The sequence below is a fragment of the Pseudobutyrivibrio ruminis CF1b genome, from assembly GCF_000424005.1.
Taxonomy (GTDB): Bacteria; Bacillota; Clostridia; order Lachnospirales; family Lachnospiraceae; genus Pseudobutyrivibrio; species Pseudobutyrivibrio ruminis_C.
This window is the reverse complement of sequence record NZ_AUJB01000009.1, coordinates 82,928-103,934: the sequence shown is the minus strand read 5'-3', so window position 1 is coordinate 103,934 and position 21,007 is coordinate 82,928. Positions and strand designations below refer to the sequence as shown.

Annotated in this window: 21 protein-coding genes; 1 reads left to right on the top strand and 20 read right to left on the bottom strand. The window is 40.1% G+C overall.

All coding sequences use genetic code 11. The features are described 5' to 3' along the window. The 15 genes from G592_RS0107090 to G592_RS0107020 form a co-directional block, all read right to left on the bottom strand. Entirely contained in the window at positions 1–837 is an 837-nt protein-coding gene (locus G592_RS0107090) for a LarC family nickel insertion protein (protein WP_028247211.1), read from the bottom strand. 8 nt (positions 838–845) lie between these two features. Next, positions 846–2,546, bottom strand: coding sequence for a methyl-accepting chemotaxis protein (locus tag G592_RS16980; RefSeq protein WP_051194803.1), 1,701 nt, complete (start codon positions 2,544–2,546; stop codon positions 846–848). 155 nt (positions 2,547–2,701) lie between these two features. Further along, positions 2,702–2,884, bottom strand: a complete 183-nt coding sequence (locus G592_RS0107080) for a hypothetical protein (protein WP_028247210.1) — start codon at positions 2,882–2,884, stop codon at positions 2,702–2,704. A gap of 80 nt (positions 2,885–2,964) precedes the next feature. Then, the gene (locus tag G592_RS0107075) at positions 2,965–4,098 is read right to left on the bottom strand and encodes an aldo/keto reductase (protein ID WP_028247209.1); all 1,134 of its coding nucleotides are present in this window, start codon (positions 4,096–4,098) and stop codon (positions 2,965–2,967) included. A gap of 38 nt (positions 4,099–4,136) precedes the next feature. Further along, a complete protein-coding gene (locus G592_RS0107070; RefSeq protein ID WP_028247208.1) occupies positions 4,137–5,069 on the bottom strand; it encodes a D-2-hydroxyacid dehydrogenase in 933 nt (310 codons plus the stop codon). Positions 5,070–5,080: 11 nt separating this feature from the next. Next, positions 5,081–5,956 carry an N-carbamoylputrescine amidase gene (aguB, locus tag G592_RS0107065; RefSeq protein ID WP_028247207.1) on the bottom strand — a complete coding sequence of 292 codons (876 nt, stop codon included), beginning with the start codon at positions 5,954–5,956 and terminating at the stop codon, positions 5,081–5,083. A 2-nt stretch (positions 5,957–5,958) separates the two neighbouring features. Then, a complete protein-coding gene (gene aguA / locus G592_RS0107060; protein WP_028247206.1) occupies positions 5,959–7,053 on the bottom strand; it encodes an agmatine deiminase in 1,095 nt (364 codons plus the stop codon). A gap of 9 nt (positions 7,054–7,062) precedes the next feature. Next, complete coding sequence (gene nspC, locus G592_RS0107055; protein WP_028247205.1) at positions 7,063–8,208, bottom strand: carboxynorspermidine decarboxylase; 1,146 nt, start codon at positions 8,206–8,208, stop codon at positions 7,063–7,065. Between the two features lie 17 nt (positions 8,209–8,225). Further along, positions 8,226–9,485 carry a saccharopine dehydrogenase family protein gene (locus G592_RS0107050; RefSeq protein WP_028247204.1) on the bottom strand — a complete coding sequence of 420 codons (1,260 nt, stop codon included), beginning with the start codon at positions 9,483–9,485 and terminating at the stop codon, positions 8,226–8,228. A 16-nt stretch (positions 9,486–9,501) separates the two neighbouring features. Continuing rightward, positions 9,502–10,389, bottom strand: a complete 888-nt coding sequence (gene speE, locus G592_RS0107045; RefSeq protein WP_028247203.1) for a polyamine aminopropyltransferase — start codon at positions 10,387–10,389, stop codon at positions 9,502–9,504. After that, positions 10,389–11,843, bottom strand: coding sequence for an aminotransferase class I/II-fold pyridoxal phosphate-dependent enzyme (locus G592_RS0107040; protein WP_028247202.1), 1,455 nt, complete (start codon positions 11,841–11,843; stop codon positions 10,389–10,391). The genes speE and G592_RS0107040 overlap by 1 nt, the downstream gene beginning before the upstream one ends. Positions 11,844–12,014: 171 nt before the next feature. Beyond that, positions 12,015–12,557, bottom strand: coding sequence for a rubrerythrin (gene rbr, locus G592_RS0107035; RefSeq protein ID WP_028247201.1), 543 nt, complete (start codon positions 12,555–12,557; stop codon positions 12,015–12,017). A gap of 84 nt (positions 12,558–12,641) precedes the next feature. Next, complete coding sequence (locus G592_RS0107030) at positions 12,642–13,145, bottom strand: 5' nucleotidase, NT5C type (RefSeq protein ID WP_028247200.1); 504 nt, start codon at positions 13,143–13,145, stop codon at positions 12,642–12,644. A 96-nt stretch (positions 13,146–13,241) separates the two neighbouring features. Further along, entirely contained in the window at positions 13,242–14,621 is a 1,380-nt protein-coding gene (locus G592_RS0107025) for an aldehyde dehydrogenase (protein ID WP_028247199.1), read from the bottom strand. Between the two features lie 23 nt (positions 14,622–14,644). Continuing rightward, entirely contained in the window at positions 14,645–14,857 is a 213-nt protein-coding gene (locus G592_RS0107020) for a hypothetical protein (protein ID WP_028247198.1), read from the bottom strand. 187 nt (positions 14,858–15,044) lie between these two features. Between G592_RS0107020 and G592_RS0107015 the strand changes: the two genes are divergently transcribed. Then, positions 15,045–15,554, top strand: coding sequence for a helix-turn-helix domain-containing protein (locus G592_RS0107015; protein WP_028247197.1), 510 nt, complete (start codon positions 15,045–15,047; stop codon positions 15,552–15,554). A gap of 35 nt (positions 15,555–15,589) precedes the next feature. On the opposite strand, the gene G592_RS0107010 is transcribed toward G592_RS0107015, so the two are convergent. The 5 genes from G592_RS0107010 to G592_RS0106990 form a co-directional block, all read right to left on the bottom strand. Then, entirely contained in the window at positions 15,590–15,892 is a 303-nt protein-coding gene (locus tag G592_RS0107010) for a Dabb family protein (protein ID WP_028247196.1), read from the bottom strand. 51 nt (positions 15,893–15,943) lie between these two features. Next, positions 15,944–17,050: a flavodoxin family protein gene (locus G592_RS17695; protein ID WP_051194802.1), complete on the bottom strand. Its 1,107-nt coding sequence runs from the start codon at positions 17,048–17,050 to the stop codon at positions 15,944–15,946. Positions 17,051–17,159: 109 nt separating this feature from the next. Further along, positions 17,160–17,564 (bottom strand): (deoxy)nucleoside triphosphate pyrophosphohydrolase, encoded by a 405-nt coding sequence (locus G592_RS0107000; RefSeq protein ID WP_028247195.1) that lies wholly within the window; start codon positions 17,562–17,564, stop codon positions 17,160–17,162. A gap of 12 nt (positions 17,565–17,576) precedes the next feature. After that, entirely contained in the window at positions 17,577–20,351 is a 2,775-nt protein-coding gene (locus tag G592_RS0106995) for a DUF3427 domain-containing protein (RefSeq protein WP_028247194.1), read from the bottom strand. An 88-nt stretch (positions 20,352–20,439) separates the two neighbouring features. Then, entirely contained in the window at positions 20,440–20,961 is a 522-nt protein-coding gene (locus tag G592_RS0106990) for a cysteine hydrolase family protein (RefSeq protein WP_028247193.1), read from the bottom strand. Between the last annotated feature and the right edge of the window lie 46 nt (positions 20,962–21,007).

The following is a 21,007-nucleotide window of genomic DNA, read 5'->3' as shown; positions in this document are numbered from 1 at the left end:
CTAACGAATTATAGCTGCCTTCAACACTCCATCTAAACCGTAATCTCTTTTTCCATTTCCATAGCCTGTTTGTATAGTCTCGTACTTTTCTGGAAGAACTGTTTTTGTTCTGATTGCTGCCACAGTTGCAGCTCCTGTCGGTGTTACCAGCTCTCCCTGCACATCAATTATTTCAAGGTCAATATTGCTATCACTGACAATATTTTTTACTGCCGGTACAGGCACTGGAAGGATTCCATGCTGGCATCTGACAGTTCCTTTTCCATCGTAAAGCTTTGGTACTATCACCTCGGTAACATCCAGATTATCAAGACATACCGCTATTGAAATAATATCCACAATAGAATCTATTGCTCCCACCTCATGAAAATGCACCTCTTCCACCGGCACTTCATGGGCCTTTGATTCCGCCTTTGCAAGGACTTCAAAAATGTCCTTTGCTATCTTTCTAGCTCTGTCTGTCATTATCGTATTATCGATAATCTCATATATCTCTTTTATTCCACGGTGATAATGATGTGAGTGATGTTCATGCTCGTGGTGATGATGCTGGTGGTCATGTTCATGATCCTCATGTTCATGGTGATGAAGATGGCCATACAGATACTCCATGTCATGGTCATGACCATCGTGCTCTTTATCCAGCACGACATCAAAATCAGTGCAATCAATATCACCTTTCATTTTCTTCGTAATTACGATATCAAAACCATCTGCTTTGATACTCTTTAAAACATCTAAAAGGACATGGCTATCAGCGCCCATATCCAAAAGAGCGCCGACTGTCATGTCCCCACTTATTCCAGAATTACAATCCAAATATAATGTTCTGCCCATCAAATCCTCTAACGGAAGAAAGCCATTTCCTCATCAAGTACCTTGGCAATTTTGGTAAGACCATTTGCCTTTTCTGAAAGAATTTCCATTGTATCAGAAAGATCCTGCATAGAAGCTCTTGTTTCTTCTGAGCTAGCTGCGTTCTGTTGTGAAATGGCTGAAAGATTATTGATGGTCTCTGAAATAACTGTACTAGCCTTCTCTGATTTATCAACGTTTTCAACAATTTCTTTTGTAAGAGTAACAGACTTGTTGATATCCTCAATAAGGAGATCAACCTGCTCAATGGTTCTGTGGATAGTACTACGCTGCTTACTGATGGCTTCTTGCACGCTGCCGGCTTCTTCCATTGTCTTATTAGAATCAGCTGCAAGTCCCTTCATTGCTTCCTGTATATTCTGAGCAGCTGCTGCAGACTGGTCTGCCAACTGACGAATCTCATCAGCAACAACAGCAAATCCCTTACCTGCTTCACCTGCTCTAGCAGCTTCTATACTTGCATTTAATGATAACAGATTTGTCTGTGCAGCAATAGCATCAATTATCTGTACAGCCTCACTAATTGTTGTTACGGCTGTGTTTGTATTTCCAATAAGCTCTACGATTCCATCGATAGCGGAAATACTTTCTCTTGTAGACATTCTAAGCTCTGTCAGTTTATCCTGACTAGCCTTCGAATTATCCTGCATAAGATCTGCAATATTATGCATCTCATCTGTGTTTTCAATAATAAGAGAAATTGCTTCGTTAATATCATTTACACTTTCAACAGCTTCCTGTAATGATTCAGCCTGTGAGGATGCACCTGTTGCTACCTGAGAAACTGCTGTAGTTACATTATCTGCTGTTTCCGTAATTGTCTCTATTGTTTCATACAGATACGCCGCTGAATCATCCACTTCGTTAGACGAAACTCTGGCGTTACCAATAACATCCCTGATTTTCTCAGCCATGTCAAACAATGCATTTGACATTTCTCCGAGCTCATCTTTTCTATTTTTAACCTTGTCGCTAAGATGGATTTCCAAATCACCTGTTGCCATTTGGCGGACAGCTTTGACGTTTTCATCGATTGACTTTATAATCTGGACGATATAAAGAACTGCAATTACAGCGAAAATGATAATAATTGCGAATGAAAGAGTAACAGTCCAAGCTACCTTTTTACTTATGTACTCTGTTACTGCTATCTTTTCCAAACCAACAAATGCCATACCATAAATTGCACCAGTGTCATCCTTTAACGGGATATACGCAACGTAAAATGGCTGGCCATTAATCATTACGTTTTCGGCTGAATATCTGTTTCCTCCATTTAATACTTCCGCAATAACAGCATCTCCAGCTTTGGTTCCAACTGCCCCTTCAATACTTGAACGCTCACGAGTATCGCCTCTAAAGAAGGTATAGTCATAACCTGTTTCCTCATGCATTTCCTGCTCCAGTGTAACATTTGCAATTTCTTCCGCACTCATACTTTTCTCGATATAATCCAAAACCTGAGCATATGATGCACATGTTGCCATTACACCGGTTTCAACCTCATATTCCATTCCTCGGCGCATATTTGTGGTTCCTACAATTGTTGCAGCCACACCTACACACACCAGTGAAATAATTAGCAATCCCAAAATAGCTGTTCTCAGTGAAGAAATCTTTACCATTCTGGCTAGCTTATCCATTGTGCCAACATTTTCCTTGTTCTCCATATTCGACCTCCGTTTATTATCTCCCTGGCCGATTGAACAGTATTACTCCACAAAGTTAGAAAACCGACTATTTGGATTATAGCCTATAATTAAGTACAGACTGTGAAAAAAGTGTAAAAAAAGGCAACTGTTGTAACATTGTGAACAGTTGCCTTTTAGGTATCGTTATTCTCTTTTTCGACTTCTATATTTACACTAAAGTCGATGCCACTATCTTCTAATTTATTGCGGGTAATCTTGCGCTGTGCTTCTCTAAGCATTTCCTTAACCGCTTCTAAATCATCATAAGCATCATCAGAGCTATATGGTTTGTTTTCATCTTCAAACTTCCAATTCATATTTTGAATCCTTATAAGCTCTCCCTAGTGAACTAGTCTAACAAATTAGTTTGAAGAAATGATGAAGCAGTTATGACTTTTTACTCGAACTGTTTTGCTACTGCTTCCAAATGCTCTCTGATTGGAAGATGCTGAGGGCAAATCTTCTCGCACTTTCCGCACTTGATACAGTCGCTTGCCTTACCGTGAGTCTGTGCAAGACGATGATAATAACCACCCTGTGGTGTAAATCCTTTGCCTGCGTACTCCTGCTTTTCTGCATTATAAAGTGAGAAGTACTTAGGGATAGGAATGTTCTTTGGACAGCCATCCACGCAGTACGCACATGCAGTACATGGGATGGCGATGCTCTCGTTAATAATATTAACAGCCTTCTTTACAAGAGAAAGTTCTTCATCTGAAAGAGGCTTAAAGTCCTTCATGTAAGATGTGTTATCCTTCATCATGTCCATGTTACCCATGCCTGAAAGAACCATCTTTACGTTAGGCTGTGTAGCTGCAAAACGGATAGCCCATGAAGGTATAGATGCCTCACTGTTGTAATCCTTGAAAAGCTTTTCCACTGCTGGTGGAACGTTTGCAAGGGTACCACCCTTTACAGGCTCCATAACAATAACCGGTTTGCCATGCTTCACGCACACTTCGTAGCACTTACGTGACTGAATAGCCTCGCTATCCCAATCAAGATAATTAAGCTGAAGCTGAACAAACTCCACCTCAGGATGCTCAGTAAGAATTCTGTCTAAAAGATCTGCTCCGTCGTGATAAGAAAAGCCCATGTGCTTTACAAGGCCTGCTTCTTTCTTCTTTGCAAGCCATTCGAAAGAACCCATCTTGGTGTATTTCTTGTAGTGATCCTCTCCTACATCGTGGATGAGATAATAATCAAAATATCCTGCGCCAGTCTTCTTAAGCTGCGTATTGAAGATTTCATCCATCTCCTCAGGCTTATTGAAGAAACCTCCGTGAAGCTTTGTAGCAAGGGTAAAGCTCTCACGTGGATGTCTGTCCACAAGAGCTACCTTTATAGCATCCTCACTCTTGAAACCGCAGTACATCCATGCCGTATCAAAATAAGTGAAGCCCTGCTCCATGAAATAATCTACCATCTGCTTCATTGTCTCGATGTCGATTTCATCCTTGCCCTCTATCATAGGCAGACGCATCAAACCAAAACCGAGTTTCTTAGTTTCGTCTCTAAAAACATTTCCCATAGTGCCAGTCTCCTTTTTAGTGCTAAACAATAGACTCCTTATTTAAGGAACTCTTCTACCTGTCCCTCAATAATCTTCATAAGACGCTGTCTTGCTTCTACTGCTGCCCATGCGATATGTGGTGTGATAAGAAGCTTTGTGCTGTCCTTAATTCTAACAAGTGGATTCTCTGGTGACATTGGCTCCACATCAAGAACGTCCAATCCAGCTGCTGCAATTTGTCCACATTCAAGCGCTTCTGCAAGATCTTTTTCCACAATGATTGGACCTCTTCCCACATTGATGAGGATAGCATTCTTCTTCATCTTTGAAAGAGCTACCTTGTCGATGATATGCATTGTGTTTTCATCAAGTGGAGCGTGGATAGATACCACATCAGATGTGGATAACAATGTGTCAAAATCCACCTCTTTGTAGATATCTGAATGATTGCGTCCGCTTGTTGAATAGTAAATTACATTTGCTCCAAAAAGCTTTGCTATCTCTGCGACACGGCTTCCAATTGCACCAAGTCCGATGATACCCCAGGTCTTTCCTGAGATCTCATGGAAATGCTTTTCAAAGTGGGTAAACATTCTGTCGTTAACATACTTCTCGCTCTTAACGTACTCATCATAGTAGCTAAGATGCTCAAGAAGATAAAATGCAAGTGAAAATGTATGCTGAGCAACTGCCTCTGTAGAATAGCCTGCTACATTTCTCCACTCAATTCCTCTGCTTGCAAGGTAATCCTTATCAAGGTTGTTTGTTCCTGTAGCTGTAACACAAACAAGCTTAAGCTGCTTTGCTGTGCCGATTGTAGCCTCGTTTATAAGTACTTTGTTAAGGATGATTACATCTGCATCCTCTACTCTTGCAGGCACCTCTTCTGGAGCTGAATAATCGTAGATTACTACCTCTCCAAAGCGTTCAAATCCTGATAAATCTATATCTTCACCAATTGTCTTTCTGTCCAAAAATACAATCTTCATGGTATGCCTCCTTATTTACAAATATCTCCGTAGCAGTCTGGTCTTCTGTCTCTGAAAATACCCCAGCTCAGACGGTTTACCGCTATTTCATCTAAATCATAGGTGTGAACAAGCACCTGCTCTTTATCTCTGGAAGCATCCTCGAGGATTGCTCCTGTCTCGTCTGTCATAAATGAGCTGCCGTAGAAATTCAGGCTGGACTCCTGTCCACCGTTTTCCTTGCTAGGCTTTACCTCCTCAAGGCCGATTCTGTTTGCAGCTATTACTGGCATGAGATTGCTTCCTGCATGTCCCTGCATACAGCGTCTCCAATGCGGCATGCTGTCACTTTCAAGAATAGGCTCACTGCCGATGGCTGTTGGATAGAATAAAAGCTCTGCGCCCTGTACAGCCATAGCTCTTGCTGTCTCTGGGAACCACTGATCCCAACAGATTCCCACACCAATCTTTGCATATTTTGTATCCCAAACTTTGAAGCCTGTGTTACCAGGTGTGAAGTAAAATTTCTCCTGATAGAAATGGTCGTCTGGGATGTGATTCTTTCTATATACTCCAAGCACTTCTCCGTCTGCATCAATAATAGCTACAGAGTTATAAAGCACATTTCCATCCTTCTCATAAAAGCTTACAGGAATAACTACTGAAAGCTCTTTTGCTACTTTTTTGAAGTGGTTTACTGCGTCGTTTTCTTCTACTGATTTTGCAAAAGCATAGTATTCGTACTGACGCTCCTGACAGAAATACTGGCGCTCGAAAAGCTCTGGAATCAGGATAATCTGTGCCCCTGAAGCTGCTGCTTCACGTACCATTTTATCTGCCTTTGCTAAATTTTCTGAAACAACGGTTGTGCAGCGCATTTGGATAGCTGCTACTGTAACTTTTCTCATAGTTATTCTCCTGCTGGAATTTGCTGAGTTATGCAGTGAATGTTTCCACCGCCTACTATTATGGCTCTGGCATACACTGGGTAAATCTTTCTCTCTGGAAAAAGCTTTCCAAGAATTTCCACCGCCACCTTATCATTTTCATCGTTAAACTGAGGCAGGATAATTCCCCCGTTTGATATGTAAAAATTCACATAGCTGGCTGCTAATCTTTCGCCGGCTTCGCGAACATCTTCCCCTTCTTCGAATTCGTATCCCTGAAGCTCCTCCTCAGTGATACAAACAGGATTTTTAGGAATAGGAAGCTTGTGAACAGTGAAATTTCTTCCCTTGGCATCTGTTTCTTTTTCAAGCACTTCAATGCACGCTTTGCTCATCTCATACTGAGGATCACTTTCATCATCCGTCCATGCCAGTACTACTGTAGCTGGCCCTGTAAATGCGCACACATTGTCCACGTGCTCGTTGGTCTCGTCATTGTAGATGCCTGATGGAAGCCATATTACTTTTTCAGCTCCAAGATATTCCTTCAGCTGATTTTCAATCTGCTCCTTTGACATCTGTGGGTTGCGCCCTTTGCTTAAAAGACAAGCTTCTGTGACAATCACTGTGCCCTCTCCATCGGCATGGATGCTGCCTCCCTCTAATACGAATGGATGAGCATTATAGCACTCCATTCCTAGGGCTTCACATATCTGAGCTGCTGCTGCATCATCCTTTTCCCAATGAGCATACAGACCATCGAATTCTCCGCCCCATGCATTGAACTCCCAGTCTATTCCTCTGACCTCACTGCCATTTACCACGCATGTTGGCCCTACATCTCTAGCCCACGCATCGTTTGTCTCTATCTGGAGAGGGTGGATATTAGGCCATTTTTCAAAGGTCTCCTCCACTTCGTGAATGTGAGCCTCATCAGCCAGCATCCATACTTCTTCGCTCTCAGCGATAGCTATTGCTATCTGAGAAAATACTGCCTTCGCCTGCAAACCGCCATATGGCCACGAACCTGGCCTTACCGGCCAAATCATCACGCATCCACGGTGCTTTGCATACTCAGCAGGCATATAAAATTTATCTGCTTTTGGTGTACTAATCATAAGCCCCCACTAGGACAGACGATTCTTGAAATCCTCATATCCAAATTTCTTTATTAACTGGCAGTCTCCGTCCTGTTTCTGCAAATAGATGCTAGGAAGAGGAATGCCATTAAAGGTATTATTCTTAACCATTGAATATATAGCCATATCTTCAAATACAAGTCGGTCTCCTACCTTAATCTCCCGATTAAACGAATAGTCGCCGATGATATCTCCTGCCAGACAGGTATAAGAACTAAGCCTGTATTTATAAGGCTTTTTGTCCCACTCATATGAATTCATAAGAGGTGGGCGATATGGCATTTCCAAAACATCTGGCATATGACAAGCTGCAGATGTATCTAAAATCAATGTCTTTATTTCATTGTCAACGATATCCAAAACCTCCGTCATCAAATAACCTGCATTCAAGGCAATAGCCTCTCCCGGCTCCAGATATACATCAACATCATAGGTCTCTTTTACGTCTTTTATGATGCGAATCAGGCGATTTACATCATAATCTTCGCGACTAATATGATGTCCTCCACCCATATTAATCCAGCTCATTTTGTTCAGATACTGTCCGAACTTCTCTTTTACGACCTCAATCGTGGTCTCTAAATCATCGCTGTTCTGCTCGCAGAGAGTATGGAAATGAAGACCATCTACTCCCTTCAAAACATCAGGATTATTTTCGATAGCCTGCTGCAAATTTGAAAGAGTAACACCAAGTCTTGACCCCTTTGAGCAAGGGTCATAAATGGCATGGTCACCCTGAGTAGAGCACTCAGGATTAACTCTTAGTCCGATAGAAACACCTGCTTTAAGACATTTATCCTTGTACTTCATCAGCTGTGCCACTGAATTGAAAATAATATGGTCGCAAAGCTTTACCAGCTCATCCATATCAGCTTCCTTGTATGCTGGGGCAAAAACGTGATTCTCCTTGCCCATCTCCTCCTTACCAAGGCGAGCTTCATATAGGCCACTGGCTGTAGTTCCAGCAAGATACTGGCCTATCAAAGGATAAACGCAGAAGTTGGAAAAGGCCTTCTGGGCCAGCAGAATTTTGCAACCTGCCTCCTGCTGCACCCTTTCTAAAACCTTTAGATTCTTTATTAACTTTCCCTCATCGATGATGTATGAGGGTGTTTCCACCTGAGATAATAACATCTATTTCCTCGCTTTAATTAATCTACAAGAACTGGGTTCTCTACTACCTTCCATGGTAAGCCCCACTTGTTAAGTGCTTCCATGTATGGATCTGGATCGAACTCATCAGTTGTGAATACACCTGGGTTCTTCCACTGACCTGTTACTACCATCATAGCACCAATCATTGCTGGTACACCAGTTGTGTATGAGATAGCCTGTGAACCAACCTCCTTGTAGCACTCCTGATGATCACATACATTATAAATATAGATAGAACGCTCTTTACCATCCTTGATACCTGTAAAGATACATCCAATGTTTGTCTTACCAACTGTTCTTGGACCAAGTGATGCTGGGTCTGGAAGAAGAGCCTTAAGGAACTGGATAGGCACGATTTCCTGACCGTTGAAGTTAATAGGTGTAGTGCTAAGCATTCCTACATTCTCAAGGCAGTTCATGTGTGTAAGGTAGCTCTGACCAAATGTCATAAAGAAACGAATTCTCTTAACTTCTGGCATGTTGCGGCCAAGTGCCTCAATCTCCTCGTGGTGAAGAAGGTACATATCCTTCATTCCAACACCGTCAAAATCATACTCTCTCTTGATGCTCATTGCTGGAATCTCAATCCATTTACCATTTTCCATGTATGAACCAGGAGCAGAAACCTCACGAAGGTTAATCTCTGGGTTGAAGTTTGTGGCAAATGGATATCCGTGGTCACCGCCGTTGCAGTCAAGGATATCGATTGTATGAATCTCATCGAAATAGTGCTTCTTAGCATATGCTGCAAATACTGATGTTACACCTGGGTCGAAGCCTGTTCCAAGAAGGGCTGTAAGGCCTGCATCCTTGAACTTATCCTCGTATGCCCACTGCCAGCTGTAATCGAAGTATGCTGAGAAACCGAGGTCCTTGCATCTCTTCTCATAGATTGCTCTCCATTCTGGATCATCTGTATCCTCAGGCTCGTAGTTTGCTGTATCGATATAATCAACACCTGCTGCAAGACAAGCATCCATGATTGTAAGATCCTGATATGGAAGTGCTACGTTAAGAACTGCATCTGGAGCATAATCCTTAATAAGCTTTGTAAGTGCCTCTACATCATCAGCGTCAATCTGAGCTGTCTTGATAACTGTCTTAGTCTTGTCCTGGAGCTTTTCCTTCATTGCCTCGCACTTAGAAACTGTGCGGCTCGCAATCATAATCTCCTCAAAAACATCGCTGTTCTGGCAGCACTTTGAAATTGCAACCTGTGCTACTCCGCCACAACCAATAATTAATAATCTTGCCATTTTAATACTCTCCTAATTATTCAATATTTTCCTTTGATTCTTTTTTTGCTGCTTTCTCTTCTTCTACCAATAAGTCTTCCACGTATCTAGGAAGCATGAAGGCTCCCTTGTGAAGATTTGTTGTGTAATACCAGGTCTGTAAATCTCTGGCCTTCCAACGCTTTGTATCCAAATCCTTTAGCGGATGATACTTCTTTGAAGCGAATCCAAACATCCAGTAACCTGATGGGCAGGTAGGAATGTTGGCCTGGTAAACCCTGTTAATAGGGAAGCTCTTGTAAGCCTTGCGATGCATAGCTCTGAATGCTTCCTCGTCCTCATCATAGAAAGGACTTCCGTGCTGATATACCATGATACCGTCTTCCTTGAGGGCTCTGAAGCAGCTTCCGTAGAACTCTCTTGTGAAAAGACCTTCTGCATATCCGAATGGGTCTGTTGTATCGTTGATAATCAAATCGTATTTATCTCTGCATCGGCGAAGGAATCTGAGACCGTCCATGTTTGTGACTGTAACTCGCTCATCATCAAATCCCTTTGCTGTCTCAGGGAAAAACTCCTTGCTGATTTCAACGAACTTCTCATCCTGCTCAACCACATCAATGTGCTCGATTTCAGGATACTGTGTGAGTACGCGGGCAACACCGCCATCACCTCCACCAATGATAAGTACCTGCTTTACGCAAGGATGCACTGCCATTGGCACGTGAACTACCATCTCGTTGTAGATGAACTCATCTGCCTCTGAGAAGATAATCTCACCATCCAGCACAATCATCTTTCCCAGCTCCTGTGTCTCGAAAACATCGATGCGCTGGTACTCGCTCTGACCGCTGTACAACTGTTTATTTACACGGATGCTCGTCTTAACGTGCTCCGTTTCCATCTGTGAAAACCAAAAATCCATCACTTCTCCTTAATTACGCTAATCAGCTCAACATCTGGGTCCTTAGTACCCTGAAGGCTACAACCCTTTTCCTTGGCGAAATCAATATACTCGATGATTTCCTTCGTAATCCTCTCGCCAGGTGTCAAAATAGGGATACCTGGTGGATAGCACATTACAAGCTCGGCGCAGATTTTACCGTCTGTCTCGTGAAGAGGTAGCTGCACCTTATCAGCGTAAAAGGCTTGCTGTGGAGTCATGACATTCTCCGGCTGGATAAACTCACCGCAGTACAAATCGCTTGAATCCTTTTCATAAAGACGCTTAATGTCCTCCAGGGCTCCAACAAGTCGCTCGATATCCTGGATTCTGTCTCCAATAGAAATGTAAGCTAAGATATTTCCGATATCTCCAAACTCTATCTGAATGTCATACTCGTCTCTTAGAAGGTCATAAACTTCGATTCCTGTAAGACCAATTCCCTGAGTATAAATAGAAAGCTTGGTAACATCGAAATCGTAAACACTGTCGCCATCTATAAGCTCTTTGCCGTAAGCATAGAAGCCACCGATTTCATTAATCTCGCTACGGGCATACTCGGCCATGCGAGCAACCTTCTCAAAGGACTCCTCACCTCTGAGAGCCAGATTTCTTCGCGACAAATCAAGACTAGACAGCAACAGATAAGAAGCGCTGGTAGTCTGAGTAAGATTTATAATCTGACGAACGTATTCCGCATCCATATTTTCTCCGCAAAGAAGGATGGAACTCTGAGTAAGACTTCCGCCAGATTTATGCATGGAAACAGCTGCCATATCCGCTCCCGCAGCCATTCCCGATATTGGTAAATTATCATTAAAATAAAGATGTGTTCCGTGAGCCTCATCAGCAAGAACTTTCATCCCGTGCTCATGGGCAATCTTTACTATTTCTTTCAAATTTGAACAAATGCCATAGTAGGTAGGGTTATTGATAAGGATGGCCTTTGCATCTGGATTTGCATCCATGGCCTTTCGCACCTCTTCTACCTCAACACCGAGGGCGATTCCAATCTCTGGATTAACCTTTACCTCTACATATACCGGCACAGCGCCACAAAGCACCATGGCATTGATTACACTCTTATGGACGTTTCTCGGAATGAGAATTTTATCTCCAGCTTTGCAAACTGACAAAATCATAGTCTGCACTGAACTGGTGGTACCATTGACCATAAGAAAGGCATGAGCCGCCCCAAACGCATCAGCAGTAAGCTCCTCTGCCTCTTTAATAACAGAAACGGGATGTCCCAAATTATCCAGTGGCTTCATAGAGTTTACATCCAATCCAACACACTGTTTTCCCAGCAAATCTACAAGCTCAGGGTTACCTCTTCCACGCTTGTGGCCAGGAACATCGAAGGGTACTACTCTCCTTCGTCTGAATCGCTCCAACGCTTCGCAAATAGGAGCGGATTTCTGTTCGTATTTTTTCATTTATATTACCTTTTCCCTTTTACTAATGAGCCCTGTTTTCACCTGCCTCATTAATAAAAAATAAGGCGAGCGACAGTAAAACCCATCACTCGCCCATTATATATTACTTTGCCTCTAAGTGTTACTGTTTTCGACAGTTTTTTAAAGCAATTTTGACTTTAAAAATCTATCTTAATAATTCTGCTCTCTTACCTCGAAGTAAGCCTGTGGATGCTTACATACTGGACATACCTGTGGAGCCTCTGTTCCAACTACGATGTGACCACAGTTGCGGCACTCCCACATTGTAACACCGCTCTTCTTGAATACTTCCATAGCCTCTACATTGTGAAGAAGCTTACGATATCTCTCCTCATGCTCCTTCTCGATAGCTGCAACACCTCTGAACTGAGCTGCAAGCTCTGGGAAGCCTTCTTCCTCTGCTTCCTTAGCCATTCTGTCATACATATCTGTCCACTCAGCGTTCTCGCCCTCTGCTGCATGAAGAAGGTTCTCCTCTGTAGTACCAACCTCACCAAGGGCCTTGAACCAAAGCTTAGCATGCTCCTTCTCATTGTCAGCTGTCTTTAAGAATAAAGCTGCAATCTGCTCATAGCCTGCCTTCTTAGCTACTGAAGCGAAGTATGTATACTTATTTCTAGCCATTGACTCTCCAGCAAAAGCCTCCCAAAGATTCTTTTCTGTTTTTGTGCCTGCGTACTTATTTACTGCCATTTTAAAATCCTCCTTTTACTGTCAAAATAATATGACTTCCTATGTTTTATTTTACTTAATTTAATTGCGTAATGTCAATGAATATTATGCTGCTGCAATCTCCTTAACAATTCCATTTATCGTCGTAAATAACGCCTGTGAATTCATCTTTCCCGATACCATAAAGCCTGTCCACTGGCCCTTTGTAGCATTTATTCCATTAAGAAATTTTATGCCAAAGCAGTTTTTAGACATAACCCACTCCTCCAGATTTTTCGAGTAGTCATCTATAAGGATGGATGTGTATTCATGATCTATATACTTCTGCTTAGACTCACCGTAAGGCACAAAGATAATTTCTAAATATCCCAGGCCATTGTTCTTTAGCCATGCCAGCTTATCACCAATAGAATGATTATCCTGATAAACTGCAGAAAGGATAGAAACATCATACTCCTCAGAAAGGAGCTTCACCGCTGTAATCAAATTCTCCTCAGGCTCAAGCCCTGCAAAATATCCCGGCTCAAAAGTCTCCTCGATAGACGCCTCTGAATTCCACTTGGCAATACACCCATCCATATCTATATAAAGCTTAATGTTTTTATCCATAAAAGCCTCCTTTCAATTCCTCTGTTTTCTATGCTTAGAATTCTAAATCAAAAGGGTGCCCATAAAAATGGACACCCTCTCTGGCCGGATCTGAAACTATATGAACTTCTTCAAAAACTGCCATTTTTTATCATCTAATGGACCATATCGGATAGGTACATCGATTTTGGTTGAACCCCAGAAAACGCTCTTTTCATGAGTAAATGTTCTGAAGCTATAATACCCATGATAATTGCCCATTCCACTATTTCCCACTCCTCCAAATGGCATATGGTGATTTGCAATATGTAGAATAGTATCGTTTACGCATCCTCCTCCAAATGGAAGTCTCTTAATTAAACTTTTTGCTAGGCTTGCATCCTCGGTAAATATATATGTAGCAAGAGGATGTGGTCTGTCATTTACCTCTTCCACAGCCTCATCCAGATTATCGTAGGCTATCACAGGTAAAATAGGTCCAAAGATTTCCTCTTCCATAGATGGATGTGTGAAATCAGCCTCTGTGACAATGGCCGGCTCTATCTTTCGTTTGCTTGCCAGGCCATCGCCTCCTATTACCTTACCAAGCTTTCGCTCTTCCTCAATAAGGTTCATCAGCCTGTTGAAATGATGGTCTGAAACAATCTTCGGATAATCATTATTCATCAGAGGAGCTCCGTAGGTTCTGTCAATTTCAGCTTTAAGCTCCAATACTAATGTATCTTTCACCTTTCTATCTACCAAAATATAGTCAATAGAAATGCAGGTCTGTCCAGCGTTCAACAGCTTGCCCCAAATAATTCGTTTAGCTGCAAGTTTTATATTGGCCGAGTCCGTCACTATACATGGACTCTTTCCGCCAAGCTCCAGGGACACAGGAATCAGCCTCTTGGAAGCTGTTTCCATAATCTGCTTTCCTACCCTTGGACTTCCTGTGAAGAAGATGTACTGGTAATCCTGATCCAATACCTCGTCATAACCGATTTCCGCCTCAGTTGGGTAGCAAAGTTCTGTTGGAAGTGACTCACTAATTATCTGTCGGATTACCCTGGCGCAGTTAGGGCTGCTCTTGGAACATTTCAAAACTACAGTATTGCCTGCTGCAATCGCTCCGATAACTGGAGAAAACGCAAGAAAGACAGGATAATTCCAAGGCGCCAATACAAGAACTACTCCGTATGGCTCCATGTATATCCTGCTCTTTCCTGGAAATGTACCAGATGTTGCCGGTGCTTTCTTTGGCTTCGCCCATTTCCTCAAATGCTTTCTTATGTATCCAAGCTCACCTAAAACCTGGGCAATCTCTGCCATATAGCTTTCAGCCTTCGACTTCCCCAAGTCTTCCTGAAATGCTTCGTACAAATCATTCTCATGAGCACGAATACCTTCTTCCAGCTTGGTCAGCATCTGCTTTCGGTATTCAATGTCTCTGGTGCTGCCGCTTCTAAAGAACTTAGTCTGTAACTGGACTATTTCTTTTATGCTTCGCTCCTTCATCCGTTCAAACCCCTCTGTTTAATTTATGCGTTTGCGATTAAACTTACTAGTCCTACTACAAGTAATACCGGAAATGCGATGTAAAGTAAACCACCAAATACTAAACCGATTAAAATAAGTGGAAGAAATACTACTGAAAATAAGATTTTTGTAAGTCCCCATGTAGCTCTAAAAGCGAATCCAATCATCTTTCCAAAAACCATAAAGAATAATACAAAAAATAATAATGTAAACATAACTTTCACTCCTTATTTGAAAAACCGTTAATAGTTTCGACCTGTTCAGGTTTGTTTTATTGATTACATTCTATCTTCCTTTTATAAAATAATATATCTTTATTATAGTAAATACACATAATCTATTTCGCTGAATAGAAAAAATAGATATAATATACCTAAATTTTTTGTAATAACGGAGGTTTACATGGGCAGAAAGTCAATTAAGGACGACAAGAATATCTTTTTTGAAAGTAGAGAGGCTGCTGGCCTTACACGTGCACAGGCTAGTGAACTCATTGGCACAATCAGCGAAAGCCGCCTCGAGAAACTTGAGACAGGTAAAGCTTCTATATATCCAGAGGATGTTGTAGATATGGCTGCTGCATATAAGAAACCAGAGCTTTGCAACTACTACTGCACACACGAGTGTCGCATTGGTAAGGAGTCCGTTCCTGAAGTAAAAGTTTCTTCTCTTTCAGAAATCGTACTTGGTATGCTTTCAGCTTTAAACTCTTTAGATAAACAAAAGGATCGTCTCATTGAAATTACAGCCGACGGCATTGTTTCAGATGACGAGATTCCTGATTTCGTACATATACAAAAACAGCTCGACCAGATTGACCATACAGTCGAAGCGCTCAAGCTGTGGGTTGCAAATACTATTAATTCCGGAAACATCAATGCAGACAAACTCAAAGAATATTCCGATAAGTAAAATTTTAGGGAGCCGGTTGGCTCCCTTTTTAATCCTTACACTTCATAATCCAAGCATACTCTTGATGCTGTAAATGGACGAACCTTTCCGTCAGCTACTGCTACATGAGCTGGATGTGTAGCATATACTTTAAGAGCTGCCTCATCCTCAAAAGTTGAATCCAACATAAGGTCTGCATTTGAGCTTGCAAGTCCTTCTGTGTTAACTTTAATTTCAATAAGACCTGGAATCTGGCCCTTAAGTCCTTCAAGCCCTGCCTTGATTTCAGCTTTAATCTTAGCCTTCTCTTCAGCAGAATACTCTTCCTTCAATACCCATAGAATTACATGTTTAACCATAACATCCTCCTTATATATTGCTTGTTATTGCATCGTTTTATAATTCAACTCCTATATGGCTTTCTTCATTCCCTTCCTCATTCTGGAATTACATTCAAGAAAATAGAGGAAACGTGGGAATTTATTAGCATTGGTATAAACATCTGATATAGGTTCAGATTTAGAAATCTTCTCGCTAAGTGTTACAAGGCTTTCATACACATTTTTGCCTGGGCCATTACTTCCATACTTTATTACTGCGCCCATCATTCCGCCGGCACCGACGGCAGTACCACCACAATAATCTATACCGCACACATCGCACCAATCTCTAACCATACTCATAAGATTCTCAAGCTGTTTACTCTCATAGAATCCCATATTAGCCACAACATAAACTTTTTTATTGGAAATACCTTGTTTTTCCAAATGTTCCATCATTCTTACTACCAAAGATGGAATACCATCTACATACAAAGGCATGCCGAGAACTAACTTTTCTGCAGACATTACAGTATCCGCAAGCTCATCTAACTTATTCACATAAGACGATAAGTTAATGTTTGTCACATCGCCTTCCAACTCTCCTGCGATTACATCCAGAAACTTCTTAGAATTGGCATTTTCTCCGTGCGGACTACAGTTGAGTAGAATCGTTTTTCCCACAGTCACTATCTTTTTTGTTTGCTCTGCCACGACATCTATCTGACATTCCTCAAATCTGACATCTATAATCTTTGCATGTAGATTTGTAGCCACAGCCTTTACGTATTTCCTTGCTTTAATCTTATCATCCTCAGTAAGTCCAACTCCTCTGAAAACGAAGGTCATCTTCTTATGCTCTCTGTATCTTGGTTTGTGATGCATTTCCCCTTTGTAGAAACGGAAAAAAGGTAACAAATATCCGATACTTCTATCGAACACATTCTTTACAAAACCACTGAAGCCTCCGTAGGTGTACTTGCTGATAACAAGAATTTCCTCTGCCTCATGGATAAGCTTCCCCATCTGATCATAGCCATCTTTTATGACGCACTGACCTGGAGTTTTGAGCCAACATCCAAAGCAACCAGTGCATGGTTTTATGCTACCATCATCTGCAATAACCTTCCAGCCTTCGTAATCCGAGGCAACTTTCTCCCATTCATCCCTACTGTAGTCATGAATTAATAGTTTCATTATTCTTCCCCCTGCTTTATTATGTCTCTTTACTTAATTTCCGCCTTTTGTAAATGACGTTCTATACTTACATCACTCATGGCGACAGTGTTGCACAACAGTTATACATTTATTCTATTGCTTCTTTAACCTTCTCTATAAGTGTGATATCCGCTGGTAACCAATCCACTTCATCAATGGTTTCCTTAGTGAGCCATCTTGCTGCTTCATGCTCCTTAAGAACCAAATCACCTTCCACAATCTGACTCCAGAAACAATCCATAGAAAGATGGAATGTAGGATAATCATACTCGATGGTATCAATTAAATCGCCTACCTGGATTATTGTATCAAGCTCTTCCTGAATTTCTCTAACAAGAGCCTGCTGAGGTGTCTCCCCCTCTTCAATCTTTCCACCTGGAAATTCCCAGCCATCCTTATAATCTCCGTAACCTCTCTGGGTAGCAAAAATCATAGGCTGACCTTCATTGTTCTCTGCTTTAATTACTGCTGCAACTACGCGGATTGTTTTCATAAATTTTTCTTTCTATTTTGCTATTCCAAAATCATACTGTAGGTAATCTGGTAATGAGTCTTTCATTGGTATGTCATATAAATATGTTATATTAATTTTACCATCATTATCTATATTTTCTTGTCGTCTTTCGTTAGAAAAACTACCTTCTCCTACATAAGTAAAAGGTAATGTCAAACCATGTTCTGATGAAACTTTTCTTACGAAAATGTGGACATATTTACACAACCTCAATGCCTTTAATTCATTTGCACTAATATTATTCTCACATTCCCACTGAAATAAATTACTATCTATAAATTTATCTTTATAATTTAGACGTTCTTCAACAGTTGCATCTTTCTTAAGTGAGGCAAATAAAATTGCTTCATCACCATAAAAGTATGTACCTTTTTGTGTATGTCCTGGATCCTTTAAACATTTTAATTGGACTTGATCCATTCTGTAATTATGCCACAACAAGAATTTTTCATTATTTTTATAATCTGTTTCATACTGATTTAGACCATATTCAAGAAGATCTTTTAAATGCTTTTTAAATTCGTCATCCATTTTTACTGAAATAGAATAAATACTATTTGCTTCATAAATTGCTTTTCTATTCTTCATAAACTTTATAGCATGTTCTATTTCTTCAACTCTACAGGATTCTTCAATTAATACTTTTTGTATCTCTTCCTTATTACACTCTTTTTCTATTAGCTCCTTTAAAATCAAAAATTCACATTTTCTTACAAGCGGCAAAAGGTTTGATACATATTTTAACAATTCAATCTGTTCTTCAGTGAAGTATGGTAACCCATCTTCTATCTCTTTTAAGAAATTATAATAACACCCTACTACTTTTCCTTCTTTTTTTGTCTTAATAAATCTTAGTATATTCGGAGCACAATCATTGTATAAATAATCTGTATGTTTTGGAGGGTATTCACTGTTAATATATTTTTTGAAATTCTTATAATCTTGCTCTAAATATGACCATCTATTGAAATTTTCTTGATCAATATATTCGATTATTTCTTTTTGGCTCTCTTTATCAATATTAATCTGTACACCATATTTTTCTAACCCTAAAGCTGCAAAATTATCCTCCACAAGTTTGTGCATTAACCTTTTTTCTAAAACAAATGTCTCTCCTATACTTCCCAAGGCAAAAGCTATTTGTACACTTCTTTTATAACTATTACCTATGAAATCTAAAACAGTAACATATTCTTTATTTTCATATTTTCTTAGACCACGTCCCAGTTGTTGAATAAAAACAGTAGAACTTTCTGTTGGGCGTAAAAATAAAACCATATTACAACCTGGTATATCTACACCTTCATTTAGAATATCTACTGTACAAAGCACCTCTAGTTCTTTACTGTCATCTTGTAAATCATTAAAAGCTCGTATTCTTTCTCCTACTTTATTTCTTCCAGTTAAATAGGCTGTATGATAGTATTCTTCTAATTCTTCGCCTATCATACGTGCATGATTAATATCTTTACAAAAAACTAAAGCCTTTAATTTTCCGTTTGGTCTATGTTCCTCTATTTTTTCATGTATAAATGCACAATGCTCAACTGAAGAAAGTTGTGCTATCAGCTTTCTTTCCTTAGCTTTTGGCAACCCGTAATCTATCAATTTGTCTCTTATTCCATAGTAATGAAATGGAACAACTAATTCGTTAATTATGGCATCTTTAAGTCTTAACTCAAAAGGTACATTTGCATCAAACAGATCAAAAACATCTTCGTTGTCCATTCTTTCTGGTGTTGCTGTAAGACCTAATAGAAATTCTGGTTCAAAATATTCTATTATTTTTCTATAAGTTGGAGCTGTTGCTCTGTGACACTCGTCTAAAATGATATAGTCAAACTCATTTCGCGAAAACAGATTAAGATTTTTGCTCATGATTTGATTTCCTGTAAACAAAAAATCAGCATTCAGCTCCTTATTATCTGCATTATAGATACCATAAGATACACTATTTCCAAATACCATTTGAAATGTTTCGAGAGCTTTTTCCATGATAGAACCCTCGTGAACGATATATAGCATCTTTTTAGGTTGAAAATTTCTTACATCAAACGCTGCTAAAAATGTTTTTCCACTACCAGCAGCAGCTATTATAAGTGCTTTATGTAGCCCCATCACTCTGTATCTATTTAATTCTTTTAAGGCATTTCTTTGCATATAATTTGGATTAACTTTCGATTCCTCCAAATCATAATCCATATCCCATCTTTCAATGGCATAGTTTATTTTTGTTAAATACTTTTTTACAAGCTCGTTATCTAATTTATATGTTCCGTTCCATTTATCCTCATACTCATACAACATCTCCTTAAATACAGAGTTGCTTTTTTCATCTTTAACAATTAAATCCCATTCAATATTCTTTAGCAAAGCATATCTTGTAATATTTGAACTTCCAACAATTAATTCTGCTTTATCATCAAATTCAAAATAATACCCTTTTGTATGATATCCAATAGTTGTATAAGAATTGTCATAGAAACTTTCAAAATCTAAGTGACATTCAAAGGAAGGATATTTTTCCATATAAAGTAAGAAACTTTTAAGTGACTCTATGTCAGTAAAATTTTGATAAGTAGATGTTATTATTTTACCCTCAACACCTCTTTGTAAGGCTAGTTCTATATCTTTTGAAAGTAATGCTAAACCCGCTTTTTTTATAAAACTAACAGAAAAACAAAATTTACTACATTTTCTTAAGTTATCTCGAACTCTATCTAAAAAAGTTTCTTCTGTATAATTGGTAATAAATTTATTATCCAACTTTGCAATCCCCCACTGTTTGTAACTCTCGTTCTACACTTCCCCCGCACCTAATCTAACTGTTGTACTACACTTAGCATTCTTGTACTTATCTCACGTCTATCTGGCAAGATCTCATGGTTTCAAGGGCTGCTTCGTGCTTCTCTGGTGTTACTCCTGCGCAGCATTTTGAATCCACGCTGATGTGTACCTCTGGCATGTGTGCTTTCAACATAAGTGCGTTTGATACAACACAGATATCTGTGCAAAGACCTATGAGCTCAATCTCGATATCTTCTTTGCTTGCGATGTCACTAATCATCTCTGCCAGTTTCACAGATCCAAATGTTGGCTTGTTAACAAATGTAGCTCCATCTACAACTGCTGCAACCTCTTTATCAAGTTCCCAGCCTGCTGTTCCCTCCACGCAATGTTCCACCGGAAGGTTGTGGCCCTCCTGTGTCTCCATGTAGTCTGGCTGGTGTGTATCCCTTGTCACAAAGATATCCTTCTTATCGTAGGACTTTATCTTTTCGATTACTGCAGGTACTATAGCTACTGCTTCCTTAGTACCGAGTGCTCCATCTACGAAATCCTTTTGCATATCTACAACTACAAGTAATTTTCTCATTACATCTTCTCCTAAATCCTTTATTTTCAAGCTTTGTAAATATCGT